This is a genomic window from Paraburkholderia ginsengisoli NBRC 100965, from assembly GCF_000739735.1.
Taxonomy (GTDB): domain Bacteria; phylum Pseudomonadota; class Gammaproteobacteria; order Burkholderiales; family Burkholderiaceae; genus Paraburkholderia; species Paraburkholderia ginsengisoli.
On record NZ_BBJF01000019.1, the window covers coordinates 85,487 to 102,590 of the forward strand.

At 64.7% G+C, this 17,104-nt stretch carries 19 protein-coding genes; 4 read left to right on the forward strand and 15 right to left on the reverse strand.

Annotated features, from left to right (window positions below):
- Window positions 1-41: 41 nt before the first annotated feature.
- The 4 genes from BGI01S_RS23850 to phaP form a co-directional block, all read right to left on the reverse strand.
- Window positions 42-278: a hypothetical protein gene (locus BGI01S_RS23850; RefSeq protein WP_232624440.1), complete on the reverse strand. Its 237-nt coding sequence runs from the start codon at window positions 276-278 to the stop codon at window positions 42-44.
- 102 nt (window positions 279-380) lie between these two features.
- Window positions 381-635, reverse strand: a complete 255-nt coding sequence (locus BGI01S_RS23855) for a hypothetical protein (RefSeq protein ID WP_042328555.1) — start codon at window positions 633-635, stop codon at window positions 381-383.
- A 44-nt stretch (window positions 636-679) separates the two neighbouring features.
- A complete protein-coding gene (locus BGI01S_RS30665; RefSeq protein ID WP_167335676.1) occupies window positions 680-838 on the reverse strand; it encodes a hypothetical protein in 159 nt (52 codons plus the stop codon).
- Between the two features lie 224 nt (window positions 839-1,062).
- Complete coding sequence (gene phaP, locus BGI01S_RS23860) at window positions 1,063-1,602, reverse strand: TIGR01841 family phasin (RefSeq protein WP_042328556.1); 540 nt, start codon at window positions 1,600-1,602, stop codon at window positions 1,063-1,065.
- 367 nt (window positions 1,603-1,969) lie between these two features.
- Between phaP and BGI01S_RS23865 the strand changes: the two genes are divergently transcribed.
- Window positions 1,970-2,683 carry a hypothetical protein gene (locus tag BGI01S_RS23865; protein WP_408638633.1) on the forward strand — a complete coding sequence of 238 codons (714 nt, stop codon included), beginning with the start codon at window positions 1,970-1,972 and terminating at the stop codon, window positions 2,681-2,683.
- 134 nt (window positions 2,684-2,817) lie between these two features.
- Here the strand turns inward: BGI01S_RS23865 and BGI01S_RS23870 are convergent, their stop codons facing one another.
- The 4 genes from BGI01S_RS23870 to BGI01S_RS23885 all read right to left on the reverse strand — a co-directional run bounded on the left by BGI01S_RS23870 (window position 2,818) and on the right by BGI01S_RS23885 (window position 7,548).
- Window positions 2,818-3,216 (reverse strand): RT0821/Lpp0805 family surface protein, encoded by a 399-nt coding sequence (locus tag BGI01S_RS23870; RefSeq protein WP_232624439.1) that lies wholly within the window; start codon window positions 3,214-3,216, stop codon window positions 2,818-2,820.
- Window positions 3,217-3,248: 32 nt separating this feature from the next.
- Window positions 3,249-5,015 carry a SulP family inorganic anion transporter gene (locus BGI01S_RS23875; RefSeq protein WP_042328558.1) on the reverse strand — a complete coding sequence of 589 codons (1,767 nt, stop codon included), beginning with the start codon at window positions 5,013-5,015 and terminating at the stop codon, window positions 3,249-3,251.
- 186 nt (window positions 5,016-5,201) lie between these two features.
- On the reverse strand, window positions 5,202-6,239 hold the full coding sequence (locus BGI01S_RS23880; RefSeq protein ID WP_255219771.1) for a DUF2950 domain-containing protein: 1,038 nt from the start codon (window positions 6,237-6,239) through the stop codon (window positions 5,202-5,204).
- Window positions 6,172-7,548 carry a DUF3300 domain-containing protein gene (locus BGI01S_RS23885; RefSeq protein WP_042328559.1) on the reverse strand — a complete coding sequence of 459 codons (1,377 nt, stop codon included), beginning with the start codon at window positions 7,546-7,548 and terminating at the stop codon, window positions 6,172-6,174. Before BGI01S_RS23885 ends, BGI01S_RS23880 begins: the two co-directional genes overlap by 68 nt.
- 325 nt (window positions 7,549-7,873) lie before the next feature.
- Here BGI01S_RS23885 and BGI01S_RS23890 point away from each other — a divergent pair, with 325 nt between their 5' ends.
- The 3 genes from BGI01S_RS23890 to ydiK all read left to right on the forward strand — a co-directional run bounded on the left by BGI01S_RS23890 (window position 7,874) and on the right by ydiK (window position 10,327).
- Window positions 7,874-8,347 carry a glycine zipper family protein gene (locus BGI01S_RS23890; protein ID WP_042328560.1) on the forward strand — a complete coding sequence of 158 codons (474 nt, stop codon included), beginning with the start codon at window positions 7,874-7,876 and terminating at the stop codon, window positions 8,345-8,347.
- A gap of 95 nt (window positions 8,348-8,442) precedes the next feature.
- A complete protein-coding gene (locus BGI01S_RS23895; protein WP_042328631.1) occupies window positions 8,443-9,027 on the forward strand; it encodes a hypothetical protein in 585 nt (194 codons plus the stop codon).
- Between the two features lie 133 nt (window positions 9,028-9,160).
- On the forward strand, window positions 9,161-10,327 hold the full coding sequence (ydiK, locus tag BGI01S_RS23900; RefSeq protein WP_084585479.1) for an AI-2E family transporter YdiK: 1,167 nt from the start codon (window positions 9,161-9,163) through the stop codon (window positions 10,325-10,327).
- Between the two features lie 32 nt (window positions 10,328-10,359).
- On the opposite strand, the gene BGI01S_RS23905 is transcribed toward ydiK, so the two are convergent.
- Genes BGI01S_RS23905 through BGI01S_RS23935 form a run of 7 tightly spaced genes read right to left on the reverse strand, consistent with a single transcriptional unit; the run spans window position 10,360 to window position 17,104 of the window.
- Complete coding sequence (locus BGI01S_RS23905) at window positions 10,360-10,674, reverse strand: hypothetical protein (RefSeq protein ID WP_052400516.1); 315 nt, start codon at window positions 10,672-10,674, stop codon at window positions 10,360-10,362.
- Window positions 10,675-10,708: 34 nt separating this feature from the next.
- Entirely contained in the window at window positions 10,709-11,731 is a 1,023-nt protein-coding gene (locus tag BGI01S_RS23910) for a hypothetical protein (protein ID WP_042328561.1), read from the reverse strand.
- Between the two features lie 17 nt (window positions 11,732-11,748).
- Window positions 11,749-12,006, reverse strand: a complete 258-nt coding sequence (locus BGI01S_RS23915) for an RNA recognition motif domain-containing protein (protein WP_042328562.1) — start codon at window positions 12,004-12,006, stop codon at window positions 11,749-11,751.
- A gap of 56 nt (window positions 12,007-12,062) precedes the next feature.
- The gene (locus BGI01S_RS23920; protein WP_042328563.1) at window positions 12,063-12,653 is read right to left on the reverse strand and encodes a PqiC family protein; all 591 of its coding nucleotides are present in this window, start codon (window positions 12,651-12,653) and stop codon (window positions 12,063-12,065) included.
- Entirely contained in the window at window positions 12,650-14,269 is a 1,620-nt protein-coding gene (locus BGI01S_RS23925) for a PqiB family protein (RefSeq protein WP_042328564.1), read from the reverse strand. The genes BGI01S_RS23920 and BGI01S_RS23925 overlap by 4 nt, the downstream gene beginning before the upstream one ends.
- Window positions 14,253-15,548, reverse strand: a complete 1,296-nt coding sequence (locus BGI01S_RS23930; RefSeq protein WP_042328565.1) for a paraquat-inducible protein A — start codon at window positions 15,546-15,548, stop codon at window positions 14,253-14,255. Before BGI01S_RS23930 ends, BGI01S_RS23925 begins: the two co-directional genes overlap by 17 nt.
- Window positions 15,545-17,104: an efflux transporter outer membrane subunit gene (locus BGI01S_RS23935; protein ID WP_042328566.1), complete on the reverse strand. Its 1,560-nt coding sequence runs from the start codon at window positions 17,102-17,104 to the stop codon at window positions 15,545-15,547. Before BGI01S_RS23935 ends, BGI01S_RS23930 begins: the two co-directional genes overlap by 4 nt.

Here is a 17,104-nt window from a genome sequence, read left to right on the forward strand (position 1 = left end):
TCCGCGCAGCGTCGAGCCCCGGCGATGAGGGCGCTACGCCCTCAATAAATCCTCGTACTCATCACCCAGGACATGCTGTTGAACCGCGCGAGGATCGCATCCAGCAACTCACGTCGTGCCTGAACGAGCGCTATCTCCACTTCCTCGAAGCCGCGTTCCGGAAACGTTTTGATATCCACGTGCTCGACGTGGCGCGAGAACGGCAGCAACACCTGCCAGATCGCCGCGATGCGCGTCCCTTGAACCTGTGCGCGGACCACCAGCCGCTGACGTTCCATATCGCCGGTTATCGGCGATTGGAATTCCGGTTCGAAGTGTCCACTCGTCATGCGTTCCCCTAGCGTGTGTCTAACCACGTTTTTGTCATGCCCGGACCGTTATTAGATCCGTTGGCTCTCTGCCTGACTTCTGGCAATGCCGCGCAATCTGTTCAATAAAGCCTGCGCATGGTCCCGATCGACCTGCGAGATATCGCGCTGGCTGAGCAGCGTTTCGATGCGCCGGCGCCAATAGCCCGGCTCGTTGATCAGCGAGGTGGAAGCAATCGAGTCGCCGCTGTTCGTTATTCGTTCGAGCGCAACGACGCTCGATTCAATATGCAAGAGATCGCTCTTGTAAGAAGCGTCAGTGCCCATTGCACTCCGGGGCTGCCTGCTTTTATCAATGCGTTGTGTCATTTCTATTTCGGTCCGCGCGTGCGATACCACCAGTCCACATGATCGAGGCTCCGAAGAAGCTGTCCACGCCGGTATTCCCGCCGATAATGGCTGATTACCAGCGGTATCGCGATCAGCAATGCAGCGACGCCGATCGTCAAACCCATCCATCGTTCGATCATTGCAACCTCGTCTGAAAGAAAACAACGTTATTCAGCGATTCCGACGAATGAACGGAGAAGAGAAGTGATCGCACTCATACGGCCTTCAATCCCGCTCACGAACAAGCCAACAGGCAATGCGACACCACGCCGGTCCGGATCATGCGATCCGTCCTGCTTCCGTGAAAAAAGTTTGAATGACCCAGCAGCGCTCGACTCGTCCGTGAGCTGGGTCGAGCGAGTTTTTAGAGTCCGACTTTTTCCGCGCCCGGTTCCGGCGCCGGAGCCGCTGGCTGATTTCGCTGCGCCACGGCGATGGCTTGCGCGGTGGCCTTCAACACGGCGTCATAGGCAGCAGCGGCACTGGAAACAGTCGACTTCAACGCGGTGACGGCCGCGTCGGAACCCGCGGGAGCATGGGTGGCGACGCCGTCGACCAGCACTTGCAGTTTGCCGTTGTGATACTCGAAGCCAGCCTTGGTGAACTTCATCAACTCGACTTGTGTGTGAGTCGCAAGTGCAAGCATCTGATGGTTGTACGAGAGAGCCTTCTCCGCGAGCGATCGCGCGGCACGGGTTTGCTCGACCCATAGTTCGCCCGGCGCTTTGCCGGACGTCGCGACCTGCCAGGCCTTTTCGCTCTCGACGAGCGTCGCCTTGATCATTTGCTGATTGAAGCGGACGAGTTCTTCGAAACACTGGAATGCTCGTTGCGTCAACGAAAACGCGGCGGCAACGCTCTCGCTTTGCAACGTGCCGGGATGTTCGTTCGTCGAAAAGTACACCGCTCACTCCTTTAGTCATACGTATTAATTCGCTCACGCCGACGGCAACAAAATCCGCCGGGCATCGAACTGAACGCCGCTCAGACGGCCGTCCGTCAAGGCTCGGCACGTTCCGCAATGCAGCATTAGATGATTCATTCTAACTTTGTTAAATGCGTAGCTGGCGTGCTCTTTTCTAGGTGATTACCCTGGGTAAAGGCCCGTTTGATGTGAGCCGCATTGGTCAGAGGTAAGAGGACCGCTAACCCACACGTCAAGGCGAGCGCGGGCAGGCCGCGTGCCTTCAACCGACCGGCTGGCGACCAGAGCGAAGCCCCGAAGTCGTTACAATGCTCCCGATGAACTCCCCGCCCTCCCCGAGCAACAAATGCGCGACATGCTGACGTCCTACTTCTGGAGTGGAGATGTCATCCGCACTCGAAGCGTGAGTGACGTCGTGCTCTCAGGCACGGTCGATATCCCTGCTCCCCCTGCGCGTCTGCTCGCGGACTGGCAAAGGGAAATATCGTCGCGCATGGTTCTGGAACCCGGCGACGTCGAGGTCATGCCGTTGGCGCGGGCGCTGATGCGTTGGCCCGACTACACGCGCTGCGTGCAGGCGGCGTCCGGCTGGACGTCGGCGCTGGGTCTCCCCGACGCGCTTGCGATCCGTGACGTAGCCCTGATGGCCTGCCGCGGCGCGAGATATCACCACGATGGCGAGCAATACGGCGGTGCGGCCTTCTGCAATCTTTTCCTCAGCGAGGACAAGGGACTCGACGTGCATTTCCCCGCCGCGGGCCGTCGCATTCCGTTGACCCGCGGGACGGTGATGCTCTTCGATACCGCCCAGCCACATGGTGTGATTCAGCGCGGCAGCAGCGGCTTCAATGCGGCCGAGTTTCCGCCGGACCACGATCATGTTCAGCTATTCCTGACCTGGGAACTGCCCATCGAAGACGCGCATGTCGCGCGCGCACTAAAAGTCGATTTCGATGTCGCTCCCACAGGTTCGTTGCAACCGGAAGACGAGCAAGTCCTGCTGAACGGCGCGCACGCGACTGTGTGTCCGGAGTCCGGCCGCTGGTGCCTGGTCGACTGATCGTCACGGGCATAGCGAAGTACGGCTCGGGAATCGCGACCCTCAACATTTAGTCGGCGTCGCGATTCCCGACGCGTGCGCGTGTAACCGCGGCGGCCTTGCATCCGACTCATTAAGGCATGCAGAACTTTTTCTCATTGCTTGAGGATCTTCCAGGGTCCACTCCCGTTCTTGCAGACCGTAGGCGTCCAGCTTTGCGTCTGGCCTTTGGCCATCGCCACGAGCGTCGCTTTGCGGCAGGTTCTGTCGCCCTGTTTCGACGTATCGTGCGGCGTAATCGTGCCGGTGATCGAAACGGAGTTGCCGGTGCCCGCATTACTCCACTTCAATGATTCGCCATCCTGCTTTTTTTCGAGCGCGACTTGCGCCGCGTCGTTAAGCGCCTTACGGTCAGCTTCTTTCATGTAGCTGACCGGCGTGTCCTTCAGGAAGTTGAGGTTCGCGGCATGGCCGGGGGTCGCGCCGGCCAGCAGCGCGGCGCCCGCGAGCCAATGCGGTAACAGGCGGACGGTCATGCGAAATTGGACTGGCATAGGTCATCTCCGTGGATAGCTGAGGCGGCACGCTACGTCGCGGCCCGCGGCGTCGCATCGGGGTCGTCGGCGACGCGCCCGTGCGTCTGGAACTCGTCGACGAGGTCCGCCACCGAGCCGCGTCGGCCGATGTGGCCAAAGCGATCTTCCAGACCCTCGGCACGCAGCATGTCGCGCACGCCCGCGTGTGCCGCGACGACTTTCATCGCCGTGCCGGACGCCTGCAGCGCGTCGTGCAACGACTTCAGCATCCGCGCGCCCGCGAGGTCGACGACTGGCGATGCGGACAGGTCGCAGATCACCAGCCGGACCGGCTCGGTTGCCGAGCGGATCTTCCGCCAGATCGTCTCGCGCACATGCTCGACATTGAAGTGAAGCAGCGACGCCTCGACGCGCACGGCCAGCACATGCGCAATCGCCTCGTTCTCGGCGTGCCGCTCGATGTCCGAGAAAATGCGCGTGCCGGGAATGCGTCCGAGAATCGCCACATGCGGATGCGCGGCGCGCCGGATGATCAGCAGCATCGACACGAGCACCGCCGCGATGACCCCGTTCAGTATTCCCAACATGAGCACGGCCGCCAACGCGACCATCGAGATCGCGAACTCGAAGCGGCTGACACGCCACACATGGCGCAATTCACGGAGATCGACGAGTCCCTTCACGGCCACCAGCACGATCGCGGCCAGCACGACATTGGGCAGGTTGGCGAGCAGGCCGGTGAGGAACATCAGACAGAGTCCGATGGCGATCGACGCGACGACGAGTGCAAGCGGCGTCTTCGCCCCGGCCTTGTCGTTCACCGACGATTGAGAGAGCCCGCCCGCGATCGGGTAAGCCTGGAACAGTCCCGCCGCCAGATTCGCCGCGCCCAGACCGAGCAGTTCCTGGCGCGCGTCGATCTCATAGCCGTTTTGCTGAGCCAACGCGCGCGCCGCCGACACGCTCTCGACATACGCCAGCAGCAGACACGCGAAGGCGAGCGGGATCACGCCGTCGACATCGCGCAGCCGCAGCCCCGGCAGATGAAATTCCGGCAGACCTTGCGGCAGCGCGCCGACGATCCTGAATCCGAAACTGGCCAGCGGCGTGACGGACAACACGACGATCGAAGCGGCCACGACGGCGAGCGCAACCGGACGGCCCGGCAAGAATTGTTCGCCGAGCAGCAGCAACGCTATGCAGACGAGACCAAACGCGAGCACCGCGAGATTGGTGTGCGAAAGCTGGCCGGCGAGCACCGCGATCCGCTCGAAGAAAGACTCGCCGCCTCCGCTGACGCCGAAGAGTTTGGGCAATTGGGTCATCGCGATCGTGAGCGCCGCGCCCGCCTTGAAGCCGAGCAGAATCGTCTCGCTGATGAAATTGACCAGCGAACTCAACCGCAGCAGCCAGGCGATCAGACACATGACGGCGATCAGCACCGCCGTGAGCGCCGCGATCGATGCCCAGCGCGCCGGATCGCCGTCGGCCATCGTCGCGACCGTGACGCCGACCAGCATCGAGATCGCCGAGGTCGGTCCGATCGCGAGTTGCCGCGACGAGCCGAACAGCGCGTAGCAGAGTCCGCCGACGAGATACCCGTAGATGCCGTATTGCGGCGGCAGGCCGGCAAGCGATGCGTACGCGAGCGAGACCGGAATCCCGTAGGCCGCGAGCGTCACGCCGGCAATCGCGTCGTTCGCGAGCCATCGAGGCTGATAGTTTCGCAGCCACTGCGCGGGGGGAAACGCCTGGCGCCAACCGCGCGCGGGCAGCCTGGCCGCCTCCGGATCGGTGACGCGGGATTCGTTGCTCAACGTAGCGCCTCGTGTGCAGAAGCCGACTCGATGGAAACGCGCGCGCACTCCGCGCTACGATCCAGCGCATGACGATGCCCCGGCGGCCCGTTCCGATTCTCAAGCGTAGCCGGTGCCCGGAGCGATCCCTATCGGACCTTGGTCCCAGGGGCGCCGTCCGTGCCGACGCAGCCTGCCGAAATCGTTTCAGAACGGTTCCTTGACGCGCTGCCAGCTGTCGTCCGGATCGAACACGGTGAGCGGCGCCGCATTCTCGCCGCGATTCTTCTGGTAGATCACGCCGTTGTTGTTGACCACGAACGTCATCACGCCGCTCGTGCCGTATCGGGCCGGGTAGGCGACCATCGCGAAGCCCGCGATCATGTGTCCGTTGATGATGTAGCTGAACGCGCCACCCGGGGCATGCTTGCCTTGTCTCGTCAGGATGCGGAAGTGATAGCCGCGATAGGCGTCGCCGGCCTTGTGGCCCTTCAGGTACCCGGAGCTCGCGGCGATCAGCGGTCCGAATGGACTGGCTTCCTCATCGCTGTCCTCAGCCGTGCTCCAGTAGAGGCCGTCCTGCTTGCCGGGCGTACTGGCCAGCTTCTGCGCGTATTCGAGCAGGCCGTCGTTGTTTCGATCTCGCGATGCGTAGTCGCGCTGCGCGTCGAGATACGCGCGCAGCACCGCGATCGCTTCGCGCTCGTTGGCGCCGATCCGGCGATTCGTGATTTCTTCTTCGCCCTGTTCGGTCGCGAAGCGCCAATGGCCGCCCTCTTTCACGACGGGGATCGGCATCGGCCAGGCCTCGTCGCCGACCAGCAGAATCCGCCGATCCGGGCCCGCGTCCTCCAGCACGTGATAGGCATCGAGCTCCGCGCTCGCCTTGGCCCAGTTCTGCGCGTTCTCTGCCTGATCCGGCGACACCACGAGGTCCTTGTGCGTCTCGCCGAAGATGGCGACCAGCGTCGCCTCGTCGCGCGCCTTCAACGCGGTGGCGAGCGCGGCAACCGCGTCCTCCGGTGTGTCGAAGGTTCGTTGCGCTGCGGCAAGGACGCCCAGCGGAATCGTCAGCGCGGCGACCATCACGCACCACCCGCACCGTAAAGCGAAGCGGTGCCTCCAGTCGGCGCGCGGGTTCTTGCCAGTCATGCTGCGGGCAGTCATGATCATCCCCCTAACGCCGTCCACCGCGACCGCCGCCACCGCCGCCACCGCCGCCACCGCCTGAAAAACCACCACCACCGGCGCGGCCGCCTCCGCCTGAAAATCCTCCTCCGGTATGCGCGGCGGTTGGAGCGGTCCGGCCGTGCGTGTTGGAGATGGACTGACGACTGGCCGCGCCTCGCGAACTATTCGCTTGCGCGTGACGCGCGGAGCCATAGCCGCTGAATGCATCTCCCCTGGGCGTTTGCGAGGCGCGCGCACCGGTGTCACGTGTGGTCGGCGACGCGGGGCGCTGCGCGGCCTGCTGCCGTCCGCCTGACGCCCCGTTGCCGCCTGCGCCAACATTGGCGCCTCCTCCCACATTGCCGCCTCCTCCCACATTGCCGGCGCCTCCCGCACCACCGCGAGCCGGCAGATCGCCGACCCGCGCCGTGTTCGCGGACCGGCCCGTCGTGCCGCTGACCTGGCCGGGTTTCTTGTCGGATCGCCATGCGGACGATTGCCCTGTCTGGGATCGCGTGCGGTTGACGTCGCCGGTGTTGATATTGCCCCGTTCGACGTTCCTCTCCCGGTTGATGTTGATGTTGTTATTGCCGCCGCCTCCGTAATGCGCCTCATAGTGTCCGCCGTGCCAGACCGCGGACATCGCCGCGCCCCACACCAGACCCGTCGCGAGTGCCGCGCCCGGCGCGTACGGATAGTAGTAGACCGGATAAGGAGCGGGCAGGTAGCCGTAGGACGGCGGTGCGCCGCTCACCACGACCGTCGACGGGTTGTATTGCGGCACGTAAATCACTTGCGGATCGGCGGGGACGATCTTGATCACTTCTTTTTCGACGACCACGACCTGCTTGTCGTCGGACTTGAGTTGTCCCGCCGACTGCGTCTGACGCCGGAAGCGCTGAACCGCTTCGAGCACCGCGCCCTGATCGGTGACGACCGCTTCGCCGACAGCGATCGTCCAGTCGAGATCAGCACTCATCTTCCTGACGACCTCGGGGTAATTCAGCAACGCCTTCACCGGGTCGTGCCAGTTTTCGTTGACCTTGAGTGTTTTGTCGTTCTTCTTCTGTTCGATGAAGCGATCCGCCTGCACGATCTCCACCGGATAAGTCGCGGCGGGCAGAATGATGGCGATAAGGTCGTCCGGATAGAGCGCGATCGGGCCGACGAGTTTGTCGAGGGTCGCGGCGGGAACCGCGGCGGGTGCGCCACCGTCCGCGGCGGGCGCCTGCGCGATCGAAGGCGTCGCGGACAACGCAACGCAGAGCGCCAGCATCGCGGCAGCCAGCGCGTGAACCATCGCCGCGCGACGCCGCAAGTCGACGGCCTTCGCCGCCCATGCTAATGGGATGATCCGTTCAAAAGCACGCGTAACGCGGTCCATTGAAACTTCCCCTCACGCTTCATCATCCGACTCGGGCTTCACGCTTCAAAAGACAGTTATCCGAAGCAATGGAAACGAGACCCACACGTGACGATGCACAGATACAGTTTGGACCGCGGATGTGCCCCATTGCAAATACGACCTTGGTCCGATTGCGCACGTGATGCCGGGACGCAATGATGAAAGCGAAACTGCCATTGATGCACGCACACCGCCCAGCGCCCGACTCTGACAGGACCGCAACGACCGGTGCCGGTTATCGCTTCACGTTCGCGCGAACAGACGACCGGCAATCTGCATGGGCGTGAGCTCACAAGGAGTTGCCATGACTACATTGATCAAGTACTTCGTTCTCGCCGCTTTAGTTGGGTCGCTGCCGCTCGATGGCATGGCGCAAGGCAAACCCATCGCCTATCCCGCCAAGGGGCAAAGCCCGCAAAAGCAGCAGCAGGACGACGGTGCCTGTTATTCGTGGGCCAAGAGCAACACCGGCGTGGACCCGACCGTGGTGGCCAACGCCCCGCCCCCGCCTTCCGGGCCCGCGGTGGGCGGTGGCGAGCGCGTGCAGGGCGCCGCGCGCGGCGCGGCCGGCGGAGCGGTCATCGGCGCGATAGCGGGCGACGCGGGCAAAGGCGCGGCAATCGGCGCGGCGACGGGCACGATGGTCGGCGGATCGCGCGCGCGCCAGAACCGGCGCGCGGCCGCGGCATCGTCACAGTCGCAGACACAGGGTGCAATGGATACCTTCAACCGCGCCTACGCCGCGTGCATGGAAGGCCGTGGCTACTCGATCAAATGACCCGCAGCGCACAGGCGCGGCAACGCGCTTCCATCATGAAGGACCGTCGGCGAGGCCGTGAAACAACGTGCGCGCAGGCGTTCAAGGAGAACAGCATGAGAAGCAGAAAGATCATCGTCGCGGCGGCACTCGTGTCGTTCGCGACTGCGGGTCTCGCGCAGACGGAACCGAAAGTGGGCGTGCAGAGCGCGCCGGGCAAAGTTTCCGTGACCGGCACGGTGAAGACGACTTCGACTGTCGTGGGTATCGAACCCAGCACGCGAACCGTCTGGCTCAAGGACGCCAAAGGCAAGGTCGTGCAGGTCGTGGTGGGCGAGGAAGCGCGCAACTTCGATCAGTTGAAGATCGGCGACGTCGTCACGGCGGAGTACTCGCAAGCGATGACCGTCACGCTCAAGAAAGGCGGCGCGCCACTTGCGGCCAACGAAAATCAGACTCTGGAGCGCGCGCCGATGGGCGCCAAACCCGGCGGCACCGCCAGCAGAGAAGTGACGATCATGGCCAATGTCACCGCCGTCAACCATCAGAGCGGCGTGGTGACGTTGAAGGGTCCGCAGGGTAATTCGGTGGATCTGATCGTGCAGGATCCCAGCCAGCTCAAGCTGATCAGGAAGGGCGATCAGATGGAAGTGGTCTATACCGAGGCTGTGGCAATTTCCGTCGAACCGCAGGCTAAATAGCCGCGCGCGCGGCACAGGAAGAAGGTCGGCCAATCATCGTCGTCATCGGCGCGAGCGCCGGTTTGCCGCCGCTCGCTCGCATGGCTTCGGTGATTGCGCATGACTGCGTCGTTCCACTGGAGCCGCACAGACGATGGACGACATCGCCCCACCTGCCCCCAAGCCGGGGCCCGAGCCGGAATCCGGGCCCGCGCCGGCGCGCCCGCCCCCTCGGCCCGCTGTCGATCTCGCGCGGATCGTGCTCGCGGTCGGCGCGCTGATCCTGCTCATCGGCGGCAGCCTCTACATCGTGCATCCGTTCGTGCCCGCGTTGATCTGGGGCGGCACGATCGTCGTCACGACGTGGCCGCTGATGCTCGCGATCCAGCAGCGGCTCGGCGGACGACGCGGGCTCGCCGTCGCCGTGATGCTGCTGCTCGAAATCGTGGTGATCTGCATCCCGACCTACGGCGCGGTGTCGACGCTGGCCGATCATTCGGCCGAGATCATGAAGTTCGTCGAACGCCTGCCCGACTATGCGCTTCCCTCGCCGCCTCGCTGGCTCGACAGCGTGCCGTTGACCGAACGCATCACGCAGGAGTGGCAGCGCCTCTCCGATGCGGGACCCGGCGGCATCCTCGCCAAGGTGGAGCCCTATGCCGCCGTGGTCGCGAAATGGCTGCTGGTTCAGATGGGCCTGGTGGGCGCGTTCGCCGTGCACCTGATCCTGATGCTGATCGTGTGCGGCCTGCTGTACGGCAAAGGCGAAGCCACGGTTGCGCTCGTGATAGCGTTGGCCTTGCGCGTCGCGCCGGACAACGGCGCGAACATCGTGCATCTCACGGGCCAGTCGATCCGCGCGATCGCGCTCGGCGTCGTGGTGACGGCACTGGTACAGGCTTCGCTCGGGGCGCTGGGCGTGTGGCTGGCGGGCATTCCGTTCGCGGGCGTGCTGAGCGCGCTGATGCTCGTCATGTGCCTCGTACAACTGGGGCCGCTCCTGCCGCTGCTCGGCTGTGTGATCTGGCTATTCATGCACGACTCGCAGTTGACGGCGATCGTGCTGCTGATCTGGAGCATCGGCGTCTCGACGCTCGACAACATCCTGCGGCCGATACTGATCCGCCGCGCGGTTGCGCTGCCGCTGGTGCTCATTCTCACGGGCGTGCTGGGCGGCCTCATCGCGATCGGCGCGGTCGGCCTGTTCATCGGCCCGGTGATTCTGGCCGTCACCTACCATCTGCTGCTGGCGTGGATCGATCAGCCGAACAGGGCGGCGGCGCAAGCCAATCCCGACATCGTGTCTCCCCGCACCGATTGACGCGAACGGTGCGCCGCGAAAAAAGCGCAACGTCATGAGCCATGGCGGGCGGGGCAGTGAAAATCGCCCGCGGCGAGCCGGCGCTCGCCGCAGCCTGGCCGCGCGGCTCGCTGCACGGCTGCGCGGACGCTGGCCTGTTCGATAAGAAACGCCAGCAGGATCTGCCTCGGCGACAGGTCGACGCTTCCCAGCACTTCATGTGCGATGGCGGCCTCCAGCGAAAATGCGCCGTATCCCCAGCCCACCGCATACGCGGAAAAACACAGCCCGTGGTCGCGGTCGAAAAACGGCCGGCCGATCCGTATGAACGTCGTGTCCAGCGCATTCTCACCGCCGATGATACTCACGCCGCGGCCTCCACCATGAGCGAACCGGTTGCGGTCAAATCAGCAGGCGTCCGGCTTCCTTCAACATGTCGCGCGCGGGCAGAAGATCGCCACGTTTGAAGCGCACCAGCGAGAAGGCGCGTATTGCATTCGGCGTCGCCGGCAGATGGGCGATCCGGATTTCAACTTCCTGCGCCGCGCGCGCGTCGCCGTCGTTGACGACCACATTCATCCGGTCGAGCAAAAACTTTCTCGCCTGCACGTACACATGTTTCTCCGCCGACGCGAGCACGCCGCATACCGCTTCCAGCGCGCGCTCCAGCGACTCGGTCTTCAGGCCCAGATTCGCCAGCGCCCGATCGTTCTCGTCGATCTGCGCCTGCAGACGCGCCACTTCCGCGAAGCTGTTCGACGCGTCGCTTCCCAGCAGCGACCGTACCCCCGTGCCCTGCCGTTCGAGGATCTTCAAGCGCGTCTTCAGCAGCGCCCGCTCGTGTTCCAGCGACTCGCGCCGTTGCGTGTCCGCCTCGATCGCCGCGAGTCCTTCGAGCGCAAGCTGATCGACGGCCCGTACGATGATTTCCTCCCGCAGCGCCGCCTCCGACACGGCGCACACGCGCACCTGGTGGTCGCTGAAGCTGACCGTCGTTTGTGCTACGTCGGTGCGCGTCGTCGTGCCGTGCAACGCGACGCCCAACGTGCGGCGCTCGCCGACCGCCATCCCGAGCACCGCGAAAACCTCGGTCGCCTCGGGATGATCGTAAAAGCAGCTGCGTACCGCCTCCGAGTGACTGAACACCGGGCTCACCTCTTCAGGCGTAGCAAAAAATGCATGAATGTAGGGGTCCGCCGCCCATGCCGCCGCGCTCGCTTCACGCGCCGCCGGCACCTGCCCGACGAGGCCGCGCAGATAGCGTAGCGCGTCGCGCGCGACGGGGCCGAGGCGCGCCTCGTAATCGCACGCAAGGCGCAGTTGCGGACTGAGCCGGACAATGCGCTCGACGATCTGCGCGGCCTGCCGAAGATCGTCTGCGTCCGCCGCGCGGCGCCTGCCCGACCACCACGACAGCAGACCCATGCCCGACTCCTCGCGGCCTACGATTCGTCACGCTCGGGAAGCAGCAGCGCGGTGATCGTGCGGCCCTTCCAGAACAGGTTGTGAACGCGCGGCTGCAACGTTCGCAGCCCGTCGGCCGTCACGTCGTCGAACACCACCAGCGCCGCCGGCCGCGAGCCCGCGCCCGGAATCCGCTGGATCGAACTGAACGGCGGAAATCCATAGCGTGTCAGGAACTCGCCGATTTCCTCATCGGTGACGCTCTCCTCCACATTGCCCAGCATCAGTTCAGCCATGATGATTGCTCCTCGACTATTGCCCTGCGCGCAGCGCGATCGCGGCGCGCGCCGCGTCACTGACCCGGACTCGCCTGCAACGCGGACGCTATGTCGCGGCTGACCGACGCCAGCGCGCGATCGTGAGCGGCCACGAGCGACTCGTAGCCCGGACCGGACACCGCCTCGCGCGCAACGGAGCGGCCGGTGGTGACGGCGCGCGCTTTGCCGGGCGGCCGCACGGCCCACAGCACGTCGACGGTCACGTCGCGGCCCGGCGCCGACTCGAAGCGCATCACGTCGATACGCACATGCCAGACGCCCAGCGGATCGTGCGTCAGGTCGTACACCGAAATCTGCGGCGAGTTCAGCAGCACCGCCAGGTCGGCGGCGATCACGCGGCCAATGTCGCCGCTCAACGGTTGCGCCCATCGTGCGAACTCATTGACCTCGACCTGGTTGTCGCCGACGCGGGTCACGATTTGCGGCCGATCCACGATGTCCGGAATCGTCACGGGACCGATTACCACCGCAATCGACCGCGTTGCGCCGGAACTGGCGAGCGAACGGTCGGGACTCAGCGTGTAGAAACTGGCCGAGGGCGACTTGCAGCCGCCGAGTCCGGCGACTGCAAGGGCAAGAAGCAGACAGGCGCTCGCGTGCCTCATCGTTTGTCCTCCGGCTTGCCGCGCACGAGCGCTTCCGGATGCCGCGACAGATAGTCGGCCAGCGTGCGAAGCGTGGCGGCGGTGCGGGTCATCTCGTGCATCGCTTCTTCCGTGGATTGCTGCAGCGACGAATCCGGTTGCAGCGCGCTATTCGCGGAATCGAGCGTGGTTTGCGCGGACGTCAGCGTGTCGCGCGCCTTGGGCACGACCTCGTTGTTGAGTTGCGCGATCAGCGAGTTGGTGGTGCGCAGCGTCGTGCGCGCATCGTTGCCGATTGCCTCGAATGGAACATTGTTGATCTTGGCCAGCAAACGTGTGACGGAGTCCTGCAGCGACTGCAGCGTGCGCGGTATCGGCGGCAATTCGGGCGGCGTCTTGCTCCAGTCGATCGACGCCTTCGGCGCATCCGGGAAATAGTCCAGCGCGATGTAAAGCTGGCCGGTCAGAATATTGCCGCTCCTCAGCTGGAAGCGGAAGCCATGGTCGACCAGATAGTTCGCCATGCCGCGCGGGTCCTCGCTTATGCGCCCCTCGGCGCGGCCCCGCTGGTAGCGCGACGTGAAGCGCTCCGGATAGAGCTGTATCTCGACGGGAATGCTGAAGCGATTGTTCGCGCGATCGAAGCGTGTATAGATGGCGGTCACCTCGCCGATCACGACGCCGCGGAAATCGACCGGCGCGCCGACCGTCAAGCCGCGCACCGACTCCATGAAGTTCACGATGTACTTATCGGCGATCCGGTCGTGCTGTTTCATCGCGTCGGTTCGTGTTGCATACAGTTCGAACTGCGTGTTGGGCGCGGCGTCGGCGACTTCGTCCGAATCCGGCGGCGACTCGAACGCCACGCCGCCGATGATGATGGACACGATCGACTGGGTTTCGACGCGCAGACCGTTGCTGTCGAACGCCATGTCGACTCCGCTCGCGTGCCAGAAGCGCGTATCGGTTTTGACGAAGCGGTCGTAGGGCGCATTGACGAACACCTTCAGCGTCACGCCGCGGCCGTCCGGGTCCAGCTTGTAGGAGGCGATCTGGCCGACCCGCAGCCGGCGGAAGTAGACGGGCGTCCCCACGTCCAGCGAGCCGAGTCCCGAGCCCTTCAACGTGAACTCGCGTCCCGGCACGTCGCTCGCAAACACGGGCGGCTCTTCGAGCCCGACGAAGTTGCGGCGCGCTTTCGCCGCATTGCCGACGTCGACGTCGATATACGACCCGGACAGCAGCGTGCCGAGCCCCGACACCGTGCCGCCCGAAATGCGCGGGCGAACCACCCAGAACCGCGTGTTGTCGACGAGCAGATTCGCCACGTCGCGCGCGACCTCCGCCTTCGCCACCACGTTCCTGTGATCCGGCGACAGCGCCACGGCCTCGACCACGCCAATGTCGACGTCCTTGAACTTGAGCTTCGTCTTGCCCGCTTCGAGACCTTCGCCGGTCTTGAAGCTGATGGTGATCTTCTCGCCGCGTTCGAGGATCGCCTTGGTCGCGAGCCATCCGCCGATCAGCACCGCCACGATCGGCACGAGCCACACCAGCTGCATGCGCCAGCGCGAACGCGGAATCGTGTCCGCCGGCGGCAGATCGGGAACATCAGGCTCGTCATTGGGCGCGGACATGATCTCTCTCCGCTGCGTCCCAGATGAGACGTGGATCGAAAGCCATCGCTGCCAGCAGCGTCAACACGACGACCGCCCCGAACGCGATCGACGCCGGCCCGGCCTCGATCGTCGCCAGGGCCTGGAACTGCACCAGCGCCACCAGCATCGTGATCACATAGATGTCGAGCATGGACCAGCGCCCAACCAGTTCGATCGCGCGATAGATGCGCGTGCGCTGCACGGGAAGCCATTGCGAACGAAGCTGGGTCGACACCGCGAGATACGCGAGGCCGAGGATCTTCAGCATCGGCACCACGATGCTCGCGATGAACACCAGCACGGCGAGCGGCCATGAACCGGAGACCCACAGATAGACGACGCCGCTCATGATCGTGTCTTTCTGCGCGCCGAACAGCGAACTCGTGTTCATCACCGGCAGTACATTGGCGGGGATATACAGCACCATCGCGGCACTCAGATAGGCCCACGTTCGCGACAGACTCGCGGGCTTGCGCATATGCAAGTGGGCCTTGCAGCGCGGGCAACCGTGCACGCCCAAGCGTGCCGGATCGCGCGCCGGATCACGCACCAGCAGCCCGCACTCTTCGCAGAGCACGAGCCCGTAATCGGAGGCCGTCACCGCCATGCGCCGCGGCTTCAGCGGCGGCGAGCGCCACACCCCGCCGGCATTTTTCATTGCGCAGATGCGCGACCATATCTCGCGCGGATCGAATGCCGCCGACGCTGCCGCGAGCAACAGCATCAGCACGATGAACGACCACAATGCGGTGCCCGGCACGACTTTGGCGATATGCGCGAGCTTCACGAGCGCGACCAGCAGGCCGAGGATCAGCACCTCGGTCATGCCCCAGGGCCGCGCCAGTTGAAACAGCCGGAAGCCCTCGACCGCATGCCACGGCACGCGTCCCAGTTTCAGCGGCACGAGCAGCCACAGCATCGACACGGTCTGCAGCACCGGCATGAGGATCGTCGTCAGGAACACCAGCACCGCGAGCGGCCAGGTGCCGTGCGTGTACAGCATGCGGACCGAGCCGGCCAGCGTCGTCTGCACGTGGTTGCCGTTGATCGATAAGCCGACGATCGGAAACACGTTCGAGATGACGAGCAGCATTGCGGACGCGAGCGTGAAAGCGAGCGCATATTCGGGCCCGTTGGTGCGCCCTCTTCGCAACTCCGCGTGACAGCGCCGGCAACGCAGCGAGCTGCCGGGTTCGAGAGGCGCGGCAAGCTGCAGCAGATCGCACTCCTCGCAGGCGATGAGTTCGCGGCGTGTCATCTCGCCTCCAATGCGACCGGCTCGCCCATTGGAGCGGCGTTGTGTGCGACGGGAGCGGTGTCTGTCGGTGTCACGGGTGCTGCGGGTGTTGTGGGTACTGCCGGTGTCGCCGGTGTCGCCGATCCAGGCAGCTGCGGCACCGACAGCTTCTCCGCGGCGAGCACCCAGCCGCCGCCCATCGCTTTGTAGAGCGTGACGAACGACGTCAGCTCGGCCCCTTGTGTCTGCGTGTAGCTCAGTTGCGCGTTGAAGAGGCTGCGTTCGGCGTCGAGCACTTCGATGTAGCTCGTGTAACCGCCTTCGTAACGCAGTCGCGCGAGATGCGCGTAGGTGTGCAGTGACTCGACCTGGTTGCCCACCACGGCGAGTTGCTCATGCGTCTTCTGCACGGCGAGAAGCGAGTCCTCGACTTCCTGGAACGCCACCTGAATCGACTTCTCGTACGAGAACAGCGCTTCCTGCTGACGCGCCTCGGCCTGGCGCACCTGGCCGGAGATATTGCCCGCCGTGAAGATCGGCTGCGTCACGCTGCCCGCGAACGACCACACTCGCGCCGGCCCGGTGAACAGATTCGAGAACTGCGAGCTGACCGTGCCGAACAGTCCTGTCAGCGAGATCGACGGAAAGTACAGCGCCTTGGCCGCGCCGATCAGCGCGTTCTCCGACACCAGCGTCTGCTCGGCCTGCAGCAGATCCGGACGGCGTTCGAGCAGGTCCGAAGGCAGTCCGTTCGGAATCTGCGGTGTGCCCATCGTCGACAGTTCGCGGCCGCGCAGAATCGCGCCGGGATTCTTGCCGAGCAGCACGGACAGCGCGTTTTCCTGCTGGCCGATCTGCAATTCGATCTGCGGGACGGTCGCTTTCGCGGCCTCGTATTCAGACTGGCTTTGCGCCAGTTCCATCTGCGAGACTTCGCCGCCCTTGAAACGCAGCGTGAAGACCCGCACCGAGTCACCGCGGCTTTCCACCGTTTCCTTCGCGATCTCCAGTTGCCGGTCGAGACTGCGCAAGTTGATGTACGCGGAAGCGACGTTGCTGACCAGCGTCAGAATGGTCGCGCGGCGGCCTTCTTCGCTCGCCAGCAGATTCGCGCGCGCCGCTTCGGTCTGACGGCGCACCTTGCCGAACAGATCGATTTCCCACGCGACCGAAACCGTCGCATCGAACTGGTTGTAGATCGGGCTGATACCGTTCGGTATCGGTATTCCGGCCGCCGCCGACGCACGCTGGCGCGACGCATCGGCGCCCGCGCCGATCTGCGGAAAGAGCGCGGAGCGCGTCGTCACGAACTGCGCCTGGAATTCGTCGACCCGCGCGGCCGCGATCTTTACATCGCGGTTCTCCTGCAGCGCGCTTGCAATCAGCTCGTCGAGCACGGGGTCCTGAAACTGCTCCCACCATGCGACGTTGGCGATCTCGGCGGCCTCGCCCTGCGTGAAGCGATAGGTCGCCGGCACGTCGACCTTGGGCCGCGCGTAGTCGGGCCCGAGCAGGCAGCCGCCCAGCGCGAGCAGCGCGGCGGAAGCGAGCAAACGCGCCAGTACCGTCCCGTCCAT